The 14,177-nt window shown below is 66.5% G+C and carries 15 protein-coding genes; all 15 read right to left on the minus strand.

Going from position 1 to position 14,177, the window contains the following annotated elements; all coding sequences use genetic code 11:
- On the minus strand, positions 1 to 660 hold the full coding sequence (rplC, locus tag KHB019_RS13410) for a 50S ribosomal protein L3 (protein ID WP_230103696.1): 660 nt from the start codon (positions 658 to 660) through the stop codon (positions 1 to 3).
- Positions 661 to 668: 8 nt separating this feature from the next.
- The gene (gene rpsJ / locus KHB019_RS13415; RefSeq protein ID WP_085018734.1) at positions 669 to 977 is read right to left on the minus strand and encodes a 30S ribosomal protein S10; all 309 of its coding nucleotides are present in this window, start codon (positions 975 to 977) and stop codon (positions 669 to 671) included.
- Between the two features lie 440 nt (positions 978 to 1,417).
- Entirely contained in the window at positions 1,418 to 1,630 is a 213-nt protein-coding gene (locus tag KHB019_RS13420) for a hypothetical protein (RefSeq protein WP_230103697.1), read from the minus strand.
- Positions 1,631 to 1,782: 152 nt separating this feature from the next.
- Positions 1,783 to 2,973, minus strand: a complete 1,191-nt coding sequence (gene tuf / locus KHB019_RS13425; RefSeq protein WP_194421673.1) for an elongation factor Tu — start codon at positions 2,971 to 2,973, stop codon at positions 1,783 to 1,785.
- 155 nt (positions 2,974 to 3,128) lie between these two features.
- Positions 3,129 to 5,243, minus strand: a complete 2,115-nt coding sequence (fusA, locus tag KHB019_RS13430; protein ID WP_230103698.1) for an elongation factor G — start codon at positions 5,241 to 5,243, stop codon at positions 3,129 to 3,131.
- 86 nt (positions 5,244 to 5,329) lie between these two features.
- Positions 5,330 to 5,800, minus strand: coding sequence for a 30S ribosomal protein S7 (gene rpsG / locus KHB019_RS13435; RefSeq protein ID WP_017201608.1), 471 nt, complete (start codon positions 5,798 to 5,800; stop codon positions 5,330 to 5,332).
- 5 nt (positions 5,801 to 5,805) lie between these two features.
- Entirely contained in the window at positions 5,806 to 6,174 is a 369-nt protein-coding gene (gene rpsL / locus KHB019_RS13440) for a 30S ribosomal protein S12 (protein WP_017201609.1), read from the minus strand.
- Positions 6,175 to 6,389: 215 nt separating this feature from the next.
- Complete coding sequence (locus tag KHB019_RS13445; RefSeq protein ID WP_230103699.1) at positions 6,390 to 7,037, minus strand: spermidine/putrescine ABC transporter substrate-binding protein; 648 nt, start codon at positions 7,035 to 7,037, stop codon at positions 6,390 to 6,392.
- A gap of 53 nt (positions 7,038 to 7,090) precedes the next feature.
- Positions 7,091 to 7,582, minus strand: a complete 492-nt coding sequence (locus KHB019_RS13450; protein WP_337459187.1) for a hypothetical protein — start codon at positions 7,580 to 7,582, stop codon at positions 7,091 to 7,093.
- A 7-nt stretch (positions 7,583 to 7,589) separates the two neighbouring features.
- Positions 7,590 to 8,654, minus strand: coding sequence for an ABC transporter (locus KHB019_RS13455; RefSeq protein ID WP_337459188.1), 1,065 nt, complete (start codon positions 8,652 to 8,654; stop codon positions 7,590 to 7,592).
- A gap of 114 nt (positions 8,655 to 8,768) precedes the next feature.
- Positions 8,769 to 8,939 carry a hypothetical protein gene (locus KHB019_RS13460; RefSeq protein WP_230103702.1) on the minus strand — a complete coding sequence of 57 codons (171 nt, stop codon included), beginning with the start codon at positions 8,937 to 8,939 and terminating at the stop codon, positions 8,769 to 8,771.
- Between the two features lie 91 nt (positions 8,940 to 9,030).
- Positions 9,031 to 9,816, minus strand: a complete 786-nt coding sequence (locus tag KHB019_RS13465) for a hypothetical protein (protein ID WP_337459189.1) — start codon at positions 9,814 to 9,816, stop codon at positions 9,031 to 9,033.
- Positions 9,813 to 11,717: a glycoside hydrolase family 13 protein gene (locus KHB019_RS13470; RefSeq protein WP_337459190.1), complete on the minus strand. Its 1,905-nt coding sequence runs from the start codon at positions 11,715 to 11,717 to the stop codon at positions 9,813 to 9,815. The genes KHB019_RS13465 and KHB019_RS13470 overlap by 4 nt, the downstream gene beginning before the upstream one ends.
- Before the next feature lie 11 nt (positions 11,718 to 11,728).
- On the minus strand, positions 11,729 to 13,237 hold the full coding sequence (locus tag KHB019_RS13475; RefSeq protein ID WP_337459191.1) for an alpha-amylase: 1,509 nt from the start codon (positions 13,235 to 13,237) through the stop codon (positions 11,729 to 11,731).
- Positions 13,238 to 13,241: 4 nt separating this feature from the next.
- Positions 13,242 to 14,177 (minus strand): sugar ABC transporter permease, encoded by a 936-nt coding sequence (locus tag KHB019_RS13480; RefSeq protein ID WP_337459192.1) that lies wholly within the window; start codon positions 14,175 to 14,177, stop codon positions 13,242 to 13,244.

Genomic DNA, 14,177 nt, shown 5'->3' on the forward strand with positions numbered 1-14,177 from the left:
CTAGGCCCCCTTCACTGCGTTGCGGACGTAGACGACGCGGCCACGAGCACCGGGGACGGCGCCCTTGACGAGCAGCAGACCCTTCTCGGCGTCGATGCCGTGCACCGTCAGGTTGAGGACGGTCACGCGCTCGCCACCCATACGGCCGGCCATGCGCATGCCCTTGAAGACGCGGCTCGGGGTCGACGATGCGCCGATCGAGCCGGGCTTGCGGTGGTTGCGGTGTGCACCGTGCGATGCCGAGACGCCCTTGAAGTTGTGGCGCTTCATGACACCCGCGGTGCCCTTGCCCTTGCTGGTGCCGACGACGTCGACCAGCTGGCCCGCTTCGAACACGCCGTCGACCGTGATCTCCTGACCGAGTGAGTAGTCAGCAGCATCCGCAGTGCGGATCTCGGTGACGTGACGGCGCGGCGTGACGCCGGCGGCCTCGAAGTGAGCGGTGAGGGGCTTGTTCACCTTGCGGGGGTCGATCTGACCGGCCGCGATCTGAACAGCGTTGTAGCCGTCCTTCTCGGGCGTACGGACCTGAGTGACCACGTTGGGTGCCAGCTCGATGACGGTGACGGGGACGAGCTTGCCGTCCGCGTTCCACACCTGGGTCATGCCGAGCTTCGTGCCCAGCATCCCCTTGGAAATCTTTGCGTTGATGTCAGCCATGTCGATCCTTACAGCTTGATCTCGATGTTGACGTCAGCCGGGAGGTCGAGACGCATAAGCGAGTCGACGGCCTTCGGCGTCGGGTCGACGATGTCGATCAGACGCTTGTGCGTGCGCATCTCGAAGTGCTCGCGGCTGTCCTTGTACTTGTGGGGAGAACGGATCACGGCGACCACGTTCTTCTCCGTCGGAAGCGGCACGGGGCCGACGACAGTCGCGCCCGCACGGGTCACGGTGTCGACGATCTTGCGCGCCGACGTGTCGATGACCTCATGGTCATACGACTTCAGGCGAATGCGGATCTTCTGTCCCGCCATTGTCTGCTCACTCTCTTTAAAGCGTCTTACCGTCCTGGATCGGGTGACCCAGGGGCATTGGACGCACGTCGGCGCTGTTCACGCCAGGCACTCCCCCCATCAACTCGACTCATTGAGCCGGCTGAAGAGCTGCGCACCACTGTTCTTCTGTCAGCCCGCACGCCTCTCAGCGCACGGCAGAACCTCCTGGTGGAGGTGGTGATGTTCTGCTGCCCGCGGCCTAGAACCCTGCATCTTCTTGTTCGGGAGAACGGATGCCGTCTATGCACTGCCCTGGCAGTGATCCTGCGGACGCACTGGGCGCACCGCTGGAATGTGGAACTTATCTATTCTGCCATGCCGGATTTCACTTACGCAAACCCGGGCGTGTCGCGCCCGTCGTCCGCGTGAACACGGCGAAGGCGGCGCATCCGAGGATGCGCCGCCCGAGGGTGATGCGACTACTCGTTACCGATCGACTTGTCGGCGGAATCGCGGATCTCATCGATCTTCTCAGAGGCTCCGGGCGCGATCTTCTTAGCGAAATCGGCCACGCCGTCGAGGACCTTGTCGCTGACGTCCTCGGCCTGCTCGCTCTTGACCGCCTCCGCGATCTTGTCCTTGTTCTGCTCGTACAGATCCTTGCCCTTGTTGACGATGTCGTCGATACCCATGAGATCCCCCTTCAGAGGCCGTGTCGCCGGCGAGACATCCCCGCGGCCCTCTCATTGTGCACGCGGAGACCGCCGGACGGAAGAGCGCAGCACAGAAACGACGACAGCGGGGCCGGACCCGAAGGCCCGACCCCGCTGTGAAGCAAGCGAACTTACTTGATGATCTTCGTGACCGTACCGGCACCCACGGTGCGTCCACCCTCACGGATGGCGAAGCCGAGGCCCTCCTCCATGGCGATCGGCTGGATCAGCTCGACCGTCATGTCGGTGGTGTCGCCGGGCATGACCATCTCGGTGCCCTCAGGCAGCGAGATGACGCCGGTGACGTCGGTGGTGCGGAAGTAGAACTGCGGGCGGTAGTTCGTGTAGAACGGGTTGTGACGCCCACCCTCGTCCTTGGACAGGATGTACGCGGTGCCCTCGAAGTTCGTGTGAGGGGTGACCGAACCCGGCTTCACGACGACCTGGCCGCGCTCGACGTCCTCACGCTTGAGGCCACGGAGCAGCAGACCACAGTTCTCGCCGGCCCATGCCTCGTCGAGCTGCTTGTGGAACATCTCGATACCGGTGACCGTGGTCTTCTGCGTCGGGCGGATGCCGACGATCTCGACCTCGGAGTTGATGGCGAGGGTGCCGCGCTCGGCGCGGCCGGTGACGACCGTTCCACGACCGGTGATCGTGAAGACGTCCTCGATCGGCATGAGGAACGGCTTGTCGCGGTCACGCTCCGGGTCCGGAACGCTGTCGTCGACGGCCTGCATGAGCTCGAGGATCGCGTCGACCCACTTCTCTTCGCCCTCGAGCGCCTTGAGCGCCGAGACCTTGACGACAGGAGCGTCCTCGTCGAAGCCCTGGCCTGCGAGCAGCTCGCGGACCTCGAGCTCGACGAGCTCCAGGATCTCCTCGTCGTCGACCATGTCGGACTTGTTCAGCGCGACGAGCAGGTACGGAACGCCGACCTGCTTGGCGAGCAGAACGTGCTCACGGGTCTGAGCCATCGGGCCGTCGGTGGCGGCGACCACGAGGATGGCGCCGTCCATCTGAGCAGCACCGGTGATCATGTTCTTGACGTAGTCGGCGTGGCCGGGAGCGTCAACGTGCGCGTAGTGGCGCTTGGGGGTCTCGTACTCGATGTGCGAGATGTTGATCGTGATACCACGCTGGCGCTCTTCCGGCGCCGAGTCGATGGAAGCGAAGTCACGCTGGACGTTGGTGTCCGACGGGTACTTGTCAGCGAGCACCTTGGAGATGGCTGCGGACAGCGTCGTCTTGCCGTGGTCAACGTGACCGATCGTTCCGATGTTCACGTGCGGCTTGGTCCGCTCGAACTTGGCCTTGGCCACTGGGTCCTCCTCAGGACGTTCGTGTAGAGATTGCCGGGCACTGGATTGTGACCGGTTCTCTACGGGGTTTGATTCTCAGTTTAGTAGAGAGGGCTTTGTGAAGTTGTGTGTTGTCCGACCGGCCTCCGGCGAAGGAGGCCGGCCGGGTTCAGGGCTTACTCGCCCTTGGTCTTCTGGATGATCTCGTCGGCGACGGCCCTGGGGACCTCGGAGTACGAGTCGAACTCCATCGAGTACACCGCGCGACCGGAGGTCTTCGAGCGCAGGTCGCCGATGTAGCCGAACATCTCGGACAGCGGGACCGACGCGCGGACGACCTTGACGCCTGCGGCATCCTCCATGGACTGGATCTGGCCACGACGCGAGTTCAGGTCGCCGATGACGTCGCCCATGTACTCCTCAGGAGTACGGACCTCGACGGCCATCAGCGGCTCGAGGAGCACGGGGTTCGCGCGGCGCGCGGCCTCCTTGAAGCCCATCGATCCGGCGATCTTGAACGCCATCTCCGAGGAGTCGACGTCGTGAGCAGCACCGTCGACGATGGTCGCCTTGACGCCCACCATCGGGTAGCCGGCGAGCACGCCGACGTTCATCGCATCCTGGAAACCAGCATCGATGGAGCCGATGTACTCGCGCGGGATACGACCACCGGTGACCGAGTTGACGAACTCGTACGTCTTGTCGGCCGTGACCTCAAGAGGCTCGATGTTGAACTGGATCTTCGCGAACTGACCAGAACCACCGGTCTGCTTCTTGTGCGTGTAGTCGTGCTTCTCGACGGCCTTCTTGATCGTCTCGCGGTAGGCCACCTGGGGCTTTCCGACGTTCGCCTCGACGCGGAACTCGCGCTTCATGCGATCGACGAGGATGTCGAGGTGCAGCTCGCCCATGCCCTTGATGGTCGTCTGACCGGTCTCGGGGTTGAGCTCCGTGCGGAAGGTCGGGTCCTCCTCAGCGAGCTTCTGGATGGCGACACCCAGCTTCTCCTGGTCGGCCTTGGTCTTCGGCTCGATGGCGACCTCGATGACGGGCTCGGGGAACGTCATCGACTCGAGGACGACCGGGGCGGCCGGGTCGGCGAGGGTGTCACCGGTGGTGGTGTCCTTCAGGCCGATGACGGCGTAGATGTTGCCCGCGGTGAGCGAGTCGACCGGGTTCTCCTTGTTGGCGTGCATCTGGAAGATCTTTCCGATGCGCTCCTTCTTGCCCTTGGTCGAGTTGACCACGGCCGAACCGGAGTCGAGGTGACCCGAGTAGACGCGGACGTAGGTGAGGCGACCGAAGAACGGGTGCACGGCGACCTTGAAGGCCAGCGCTGCGAAGGGGTCCTTCGCGTCGGGGTGACGCTCGATGACCTTCTCCTCGTCCTTCGGGTCGTGCGCCTCGATGGCACCGACGTCGAGAGGGTTGGGGAGGTAGTCGACGACGGCGTCCAGCATCGGCTGCACGCCACGGTTCTTGAACGCCGATCCGCAGAGCACGGGGTAGATCTCCGAGGCGACGACCATCTTGCGGATGGCGCCCTTGATCTCGGCGACCGTGAGCTCCTCGCCACCGAAGAACTTCTCGAGCAGGACGTCGTCGGTCTCGGCGACGGTCTCGAGGAGCAGCTGACGGTACTCCGCAGCCTTCTCCTTGAGGTCCTCGGGGATCTCCCGCACCTCGTAAGAGGCGCCCATGGTGACATCACCCTTCGAGTCGCCGGGCCACACCAGGGCACGCATCTCGACGAGGTCGATGACGCCGACGAAGTCGTTCTCAGCGCCGATGGGGAGCTGGATCACGAGCGGCTTGGCGCCGAGGCGCTTGACGATGGTGTCGACGGTGAAGTAGAAGTCGGCGCCGAGCTTGTCCATCTTGTTGACGAAGCAGATGCGCGGGACGTTGTACTTGTCGGCCTGACGCCACACGGTCTCGGACTGGGGCTCGACGCCCTCCTTGCCGTCGAAGACGGCAACGGCACCGTCGAGGACGCGGAGCGAGCGCTCCACCTCGACCGTGAAGTCCACGTGACCGGGGGTGTCGATGATGTTGATCTGGTTGTTGTTCCAGAAGCAGGTCACGGCGGCAGACGTGATCGTGATGCCGCGCTCCTTCTCCTGCTCCATCCAGTCGGTGGTCGAGGCGCCATCGTGCGTCTCGCCCAGCTTGTGGTTCACGCCCGTGTAGAACAGGATGCGCTCGGTGGTGGTGGTCTTTCCGGCATCGATGTGGGCCATGATGCCGATGTTGCGGACCTTGCTCAGGTCGGTGAGCACGTCTTGTGCCACAGGAGTGTCCTTTTCTGTCTAGCAGTGCGACTGCGAAGAGAGGGGGTGCCCGCCTCCGATGCGGAGACCGGAGGCGGGCGAGGCTGTTACCAGCGGTAGTGAGCGAACGCGCGGTTCGACTCGGCCATCTTGTGAGTGTCCTCACGGCGCTTGACTGCAGCGCCCAGACCGTTCGAGGCGTCCAGGATCTCGTTCTGGAGACGCTCGGTCATCGTCTTCTCACGACGACCCTTCGCGTAGCTGACGAGCCAGCGCAGCGCGAGCGTGTTGGCGCGGTGAGGCTTGACCTCGACCGGCACCTGGTAGGTCGAGCCACCGACGCGGCGGCTGCGGACCTCAAGGGTGGGGCGCACGTTGTCGAGCGCCTTCTTGAGGGTGGCGACGGCATCCTGGCCGTTCTTCGCCTCGACACCGCGGAGGGCGCCGTAGACGATCGACTCGGCCAGCGACTTCTTGCCGTCGACGAGGATCTTGTTCACCAGCGAGGTGACGATCGGAGCGCCGTATACGGGGTCGTTGACGACGGGGCGCTTGGGGGCGGGACCCTTACGAGGCATCTAACTCAACCCTTCTTCGCGCCGTAGCGGGAACGAGCCTGCTTACGGTTCTTGACTGCCTGGGTGTCCAGGGCGCCACGGACGATCTTGTAACGCACACCGGGGAGGTCCTTGACACGACCGCCGCGGACGAGCACCAGCGAGTGCTCCTGCAGGTTGTGGCCCTCACCGGGGATGTAGGCGGTGACCTCGGTGCCGTTGCGGAGCTTCACACGTGCGACCTTGCGCATCGCCGAGTTCGGCTTCTTCGGCGTGGTGGTGTAGACGCGGGTGCATACCCCGGCCTGCTGGGGGTTCGACTTCAGGGCGGGCGCCTTGGTCTTGGTGACCTTGGGCGAGCGACCCTTGCGAACCAACTGCTGAATGGTTGGCACGTTCTCTCCTCATAATGCTGCACGGTGACAGCGTGATGGGTTTCACATCATGACCCACCGGCGCGCCTGATCAGACGCGCTTTTGGTGTGATGGGTATGCCGTGGGGGCTGACCGATACGGATCGGAGCCCGTGTGCAGGCACGCCGAGACGTGCACACACCTGATCAAGTGTAATCCTGCGTAACGCAGCGGTCAAATGATCGCGGGATCGCTGCTACGGCGTCTCCGGATCGAACGGAGAGTCGAGCGCCCGCGTGAGCTCGGCGAGCATCGCCTCGATCTGCGGCTCCACATGCTGCGAGATCGCCGCCTGCACCGCCAGGCGGTGGCGCAGCAGCATCCCGCAGATCTCGCGCCCGACCATGTTCGCGTACTCGTCGGCGAGGGCGACCTCCTGCCGAAGCGCCGCTTTGGCCTCGTCGGAGAGCGGGGGCAGCGGAGGCAGCTCGGCCACGTCGTCATCGGCGAGCCCGGCGATCGTGAAGAGGAACGGAGCGCCCGGCACCGGGTCCGGGTCCAGAGGCATCCCCTCGTACTCGGGGTCGAGGTCCTCTGAAGGGCGATAGCTGCGGGCACGATTGCGCGCCGCCTGCTGATCGAGCTCGGCCTGCAGCATCGGCAGGTTTCGTGCGGTGTACTCGGCGACCGCGTGGTCGACGACCGTCTTGATGCGCGTGGAGAGTCCGTGCTGCACGCCGTGCGGCACGTTCGAACCGATTCCGACGGCGGAGAGGATCGGCGACCCGAGGCAGCGGCGGCACGGCGCGACGCGACCGCGATGAGTCGCCGGCTCCCAGCGCGGCACCCATCGCAGCCAGGCCTCGACGGCCAGGTCCACCTGCGTCTCCAGTGAGCGCTCCACAGGTCAAGGGTACGGGGAACGAGCGCGAACACCGCAGATTTCCGGCATCCCGTTCAGCCGGCGTCGTCACGCTCCCACGGCCAGCGGGGTCGACTCGCGCGCGTGCGGCGCAGGGCGACGCCCGCCCAGCCGGCGATCGCCGCAGCGACCAGGACGATGAGGCTCGCTCCCCCGGTGATCAACCCGCCCATGACGGCCAGCGCGGTGACGAACTCGCCGGTGACGACGAGGACCGTGAATCCGACCGCCAGCAGGTGCGCGAGTGTCGTCGCGATCGCGATCGTCCACACCGAACGGAACCGCGGGCGAGCGATCCGGACGGCGAGCCACAGGATGCCGGCGAACACGATGATCGCGATGATCATGCCGGTGATGCCCGGCGCCTGACCGAGGCCGGGCACCGGGATGATGTCGGCATCGGTCGCGATGCTCAGCGCCCCGAGCCCGAATACGGCGAGCGCGAAGAAGCCGATCGTCGTCATCGTCGTGGCCAGAATCGCCGAGACCCCCGCCGGCGCGGGGCCGCGGGGGTCTGACGTGGTCATGATCCGACTACCTCGAGAGCTGCGGACCGGCCTCGAGCGTGCGCTCGTACTCGCGCTGGGCCTCGTCGTTGAGCTCGGTCTTGCGGGCGCCGCTGCGGGCGACCCACGCGCCGAACCAGATGGTGAGCTCGCGGCCCAGGACGAAAGCTGCGAGGGCGAGCGGGGTGAACAGCTGCTGGCCGACCAGTTCGGATGCCTCGGATGCCGTCACGAGCCAGAACGGCGCCTCGAAGAGCTGACCGAGGATGTAGCCGAAGTACGCCGCGACGCCGACCAGAAGGCCGAACACGACCCACAGGCCCCAACGACCGCGATTGATGATCGCGCCGAGCAGCCAGAATCCGATGAAGAAGACGACCACGGGGGTCCAGAACGCCCAGGTCATCAGCGGCGCCAGAACGGCATCGACCAGACCATCCGCCGTGACGTCGCCTGCCAGCGCGCCGAGGCCGAGCGTGATGCCGAGGTACAGGACCGCGAACGCGAGCGTCGCCAGCAGACCGATCGCCCCGGCGGTGCCGCGGTTGCCGCGCTCACGGGGAGGCTCGGGCGCCTGGACGAAGATGGGCTGCTGCGCCTGCGTCACCGGTACGGCGACCACGGTCTCCGCAACGGTCGGCTCGGACGGGACGACCCGAGTCTCGGTGTCGTCGGCGGCCGACGACAGGTAAGCGGAGTCCGCGATCGACGCGTCCGCGACCGCTGCGGAGTGGTCCCGGGGGCGGAAGCCACCGGTCTCGTCCGCACGCGAAGAATCTGCGTCGGAAGAATCGAAGGGCGACGAGTCGGTGCGCGACGAACGGAAGCCGTCGCCGGATGCCGCGAAGGTGCCGGGGTGGTCCCGCTCTGCAGCGTCGAACGCTGCCAGATCGGGGTCGACGGCCTCGCGGTCCGCGGGCGCGCCAGCGCTCTCCGCGGCGGCGATGTCAGGGGCATCGGCGTCGTCGGCCACGGGGGCGCCGTTGACATCGGCGCGCGCTGCCTCGGCCTCCGCAAGGCCAGCGTTGGCGCTGTCGACGACGTCGTCGACGTCGGACTTCTGCTCGTGCTGGGGGACCTCGGGGTCACTCATAGGGGGCGCCTCTCCTCGTTATCTGCAGTGCGAGGATATCGCCGCGGCACCGCGCCCGAGCGCAGGCGTGCCGACGTGTCGTCTGACCCGCTGCCGCAGGGTTTTCGCGGTGGGTCAGGGAGATTCCGCCGTACCAGGAGCCACAGTGCGCAGCGTGTCGCCGACGAACTGCACCATGACCGGGCCCATCGGCAGGGCGAGCCAGAGCAGTGCCGCGACGATGCCGGCGCTGATGACGCCTGCGATCCAGCTCATCGCGATGTTGCTGCCGTCTGCCCGTGCCATGCTCCCACGGTACGACCGTGCGCGCCCGTCCCCGAGCTGGACACGCTGTGCGGTCGCTCCGACCCGATCAGTACGACGACGAAAGGGGCGTTCATGCCCAGCCGAGCCGGACTTCGACCGTCTCGACCGCCTTCGTCGGGAACTCGTCCCAGCCGCGCTCGAGCTCCTTGAGCACCGCGAGGAGCGCCTTCGCGGCATCTTCCTCCGGTTGCGCGAGTGCGACGGCGATGCGCTCTCCCCAATCAGGGAAGTCCCGCTCGAACCGGCGCATCGGATCATTCACGTCGCGCAGGGACGTCGACGACTCGGCGAATCGTCCGCGGATCGCTTTCGCCAGGTGCGCGACCGCCCATTGACGTATGAAGGCTCCGCCGTTGAGTCGTTCGCCCCGCCGGACTCTGCCGACGCCGATCAGCAGCTTCACCAGCACGAGACGCGCATCGTTGGCCGGGTCGAACGAGTCGGCCGTGTTCGCCCTGGCCTGCGCACGCCCGACCAGCCCGGCCACGGTCTGCTCCGCGTCGTCCACCACGATCGTCGCGTCCACCGCGACAGCGCCACTGAGCTCCTGGGCATCCGCGAGGGCGAACTCGCACACATGACCGTCGTCGTACAGGGCGACGAAACCGATCTCGCCCTCCCGAGCTGTGAGCACGATCCGCTCCTGATCGGGCAGCCAGGACAGGTCAGGCCGCACATCGACTCCTCGGCCGTCAGCCGTGATCGCGAAGAAATCGTGATCAGACCACTCATCGCGGCGGAATCGCGCGCTGTCCGCGGCAGAGCCGAGGAGGACGAGCCCGATCAATCCGTCTCGCTCGCGAACGCCCGCGGCCAGCCCCTGGCTGATCGCCTCGTACCGCGCGGGTGTCGTCATGCGCCCGGCACCTCGACACCCGGCAGGGACCATGCCGCGAACGCCGGCCCGTCGGCGATGAGAAGGACGCCGCCGTCGGATGCCACGGCGAGTGTCGCATCGCCGTGCAGAGCCTCGGCGCGGGCGGCTCCGGCGAGCGCGCCGAGGGGGATCGTGACATCCGCTCCCCCTCTGGTCGCGAGCGCGAGCACGGACTCGTCCGCCGACTCGCGTACGAAGACCATGGTCTCGTCGTCGACGTGGAGCCAGCGCATTCCGCCGGTGCCGAGCACGACGTGCTCGCGACGCAGTCGCACCAGGGAGCGGTACAGCTCGAGTATCGGAGCGACGGACGGGTGCGCCTCGCTCCCCCACGGCATCGGAGTCCTTGATGCCTCGCCATCGGCACCGACCATGCCGAACTCATCACCGGCGAAGACGACGGGGACACCGGGGAGCGTCATCGACAGTCCCAGCGCCACCGGCACCGTGCCCGGGGCCGCGTTCGTCGCGAACCGCCCGGTGTCATGCGTGTCGAGCGGCTGCATGTTGCCCAGGCGCACCCGCCACGGGACGCCGGCGGTGAACCGCGTGATCGCCCCGGCGACGTCCTCGGCGGTGTACCGAGGGATGCCGCCGATGGGCTGACCGAAGAACCAGGGCTCGGTGCGGACTTCGCCCTCAGCCGTCGTCCAGGGCTCGAACTCGTCGCCACACAGCCAGCCCCACACAGGGCGCGTGAACGACGGGTATGTCATGGCGCCGTGCCAGCCGTCGCCCTGCAAGTCGCTGATCGCGTCGTTGGTCGACTCCCCGAGCAGAACCGTGTCAGGATCGATGCGCAGCATCGTCTCGCGCAGCAGACCACGCACCTCGGCGTTCAGATCGACATCGCCCAGGCGTCCCGTCATGTTCGCCACGTCGATGCGCCAGCCATCGGCGTTGAACGGCGGCTTCAGCCATTTCGCGACGATGGAGTCCTCACCGGAGATGAAGCGCTCGCGCAGGGCCGCGGAGGACCAGTCGAACTTCGGCAGCGTGGGCGTGCCGAGCCACGACACGTACTCGGTGTTCCCGTCGTCGGTGAAGTAGTAGTAGCTCTCGGTCTCAGCGCCGGGGTTGCCGAGCGCCTGCTGGAACCACTCGTGCCGGTCGCCGGAATGGTTGCTGGTGAGATCGCCGATCACTCGGATGCCGCGGGCGTGCGCTTCCTCGATGAGGCGGATGTACGCCTCCTCGCCGCCCAGCAGCGGGTCGATGCGGTCGAAGCTCGACGCGTCATAGCGGTGGTTCGATCCGGCAGGGAAGATCGGCGTCAGGTACAGCAGGTTGACACCGAGCTCCACCAGGTGATCGAGGTGTTCGATGATTCCGGGGAGATCTCCGCCGTAGAACTGCTGCGAGCGTCCGGGCATCGCCGGATCCACAGGATCAGTCCACGCCGCGGGGATCGCCCAGTCCGGCGTCGGGTGCTCGTCCGCCTGCGCCGAACGCGCGAAGCGGTCGGGGAACACCTGGTACATGACGCTGTCGCTAAGCCAGGCCGGCGGCGCCGGGTGCGCGACGAGTGCGAAATCCTCGGCATCCAGCGTCTCACCACGATGAACGCCCGACTGGTTGACCCATTCGACCGTGCCGTCGTCGTGCTGCAGCACGAAGCGGTATCCGTGTCGACGGTTGCGCACCGTGATCGGCGCTTCCCACCAGTCCCAGCCGTCCGCACTGCCGACCAGCCGAGCCGTCGTCCACTCGGGTTCGTGGTCGGGGTTCGATCGGGTACGCACCGCCGCGAGGGGACCGTAGCCGTGTGGCACTCGGAGTCGAACCGTGACGACGTCGCCGAGCTGCGGCGCCGAATCGGAGACGTACAGCTCGGAGCCGTCGTGGTGCGGAAGCACGTGATGCGAACGGGTGTCTGTCATGTCGGTTCCCTTCAGGATGCCGGCGGCGCAGCCGCGTCGATGTGGATGGCGGCCGCGGTGCGGCCGGGGAGCTTCAGCGTGGCGACGCCGTCGTCGACGATGAACACCGCGCCGCGGCATCCGTCCTCGGTCGTCGCGTCCGGCCCACCGGAGACGACGTCGCAGTAATCGCCGGCTGGCATGGTCGTGGGGATCTCGAGCGTCTCTGCCGCTTCGCCCGGGTTCACGGCGACGACGCCGCGCCCTGCGCGCTCGAAGCCGTAGGCGTCGCCGGACTCGACGCCCGGCATACGGTGCACGTCGCCGACGGCGTCGTGGAACGCCAGCATCCCGCGGATCGCCGTCCACGACTGCACGCAGGTTCGTTCGCCGTCCTCGTACGCATCGACGGGTCCGTCGACGCCGGCGCACGATGCGTCCTGCGCTCGGCCGTCCTCGTCGGCGCGGGGTCCGGCATCACGATCCGTGAACGCGTAGCCGGAGTACACCACCGGCGTGCCGTAGTCATCGCCGAGCATGAGCACGTTGGCGAGCACGTAGAGGTCGCCGCGCTTGTAGGTGATCTTCGCCTCTCCGCGCTCGGTGTCGTGATTGTCGACGAACACGATCGCGCGGTCGGACGGCACATGCTGCGCACGGACGTACTCGTCATCGGCGTCCCGAAGGGTCGGGTCGGACCAGACGCCGGACTGCAGGGGCTGCGCGAGATCACGCCCGTAAGTGAACTCGAACACGTCTCCGAACCCGGTGTACTCCTCGGGCTGAACGGGCTCTCCCGCCCCTCGGATGACCTCGCTCAGGATGCGCGTGCCCCCTGGCAGCTGCGAGACGATCGCCTCGACGTCGTCGGCCGCCATGTGCTTGGCGGCATCGACGCGAACGCCTGCGACGCCCAGCGAGAGCAGATCATCGAGGTAGCCGACGGTCTTCGCCCGCACCGCCTCTGATGAGGTGTCGAGGTCGGCGAGATTGACGAGCTCGCAGTCCTGCACCTGCTCACGTGATCCGTAGTCCTCGATGTCGCCGCTCGCGGCCAGGCCGCAGTAGTGGAAGTCGCCAGGACCGTAGAGTCCCGGGTAGTCGTAGTGCTCGAACGCGGTGCCGGCGAAGCCCGTGCCAGCTGTGTTCTGTCCGGTCATGTGGTTGATCACGGCATCCGCCACGATCTCGACTCCGGCTGCGTCGCAACGCGCGACCATGTCGGCGAACTCCTCGCGAGTGCCCAGCCTCGACTCGATGCGATGGCTCACCGGCTGGTAGGACGTCCACCATTGTTCGCCGACGATGTGCTCGTTCGGCGGCGAGGTGAGCACCCATGCGAATCCGGCCGGGCCCAGCGTCTGCTCGCACTCATCGGCGATCGATGTCCAGGGAAGCTGGAACAGCTGAACTCCCGCCCCGGTCGCCTCGCCGGGCTCGACGTGCTCTGTCGGCGCCGGCTGCGCGCTGCATCCGGCCAGTACGGCGACCGCCGTGACGAGGAATCCTGTGAACGTCGCGACCGTCAGGGTGCGAGGCATCCGATCACTTCACGCTTCCCGCGGTGAGTCCGCCCACGATGTACTTCTGCAACGCGAGGAAGAGCGCGACCGGCAGGATCGCGGCGAGAACGGCACCGGCGGCGAACACGCTCCAGTTCTTCGAGAACTCATCCGCAACGAACTTGTACAGGCCGACCGCGAGGGTCTGCTTGTCGGGGTCGATGAGGATGACACTCGCGAGCACGAACTCGCTGCAGGTCCCGATGAAGCTGAGGAGGCCGACCACGGCGAGGATCGGTGCGACCAGGCGAAGGATGATCGTGAAGAAGATCCGTGCATGGCCGGCACCGTCGATCTTCGCAGCCTCGTCGATCGACGCAGGCACCGTGTTGAAGAAGCCGTACATCAGGTAGGTGTTGGCGCCGAGCGCACCGCCGAGGTACACCATGATCAGACCGATCTGAGAGTTCAGTCCGATCGCGGGGAAGATATCGCCGATCCTGACCATCAGCAGGAAGATCGCGACCATCGCGAGCATCTGCGGGAACATCTGCACGACCAGCAGCGAGGTCAGGCTGAACCGTCGGCCGGTGAAGCGCATACGCGAGAAGGAATATGCCGCGAGCGCGCCCAGGATCACGGTGAAGAACGCCGTGACCAGGCCGATCACGAGCGTGTTCATGAACCAGGCGCCGTACGGGTGCTGCGAAGACGTGAACAGCGCCGTGTAGCTCGTGAAGTCGAAGTTGCTGAACAGCGAGTTCGCCGTGAGCAGTGTGCCCCCCGGGTTCAGCGACGCCGAGAAGACGTACAGCAGCGGGAAGATCGCGAAGGCTCCGATCGCGATGCCGACGATGTGCCGCCAGCCCGTCTCGCGGAAGTACTTCTTGAACGGCCGGCGTGGAGCCGCCGCCTCGCCGCGGACGCCTGCGCTCTGCGTCACGATCGCCGTGGTCGATTCGTCCTTGACGGTGCTCAT

The sequence above is a fragment of the Microbacterium sp. KHB019 genome (genome assembly GCF_037285405.1).
In the GTDB taxonomy this organism is placed as follows: Bacteria; Actinomycetota; Actinomycetes; order Actinomycetales; family Microbacteriaceae; genus Microbacterium.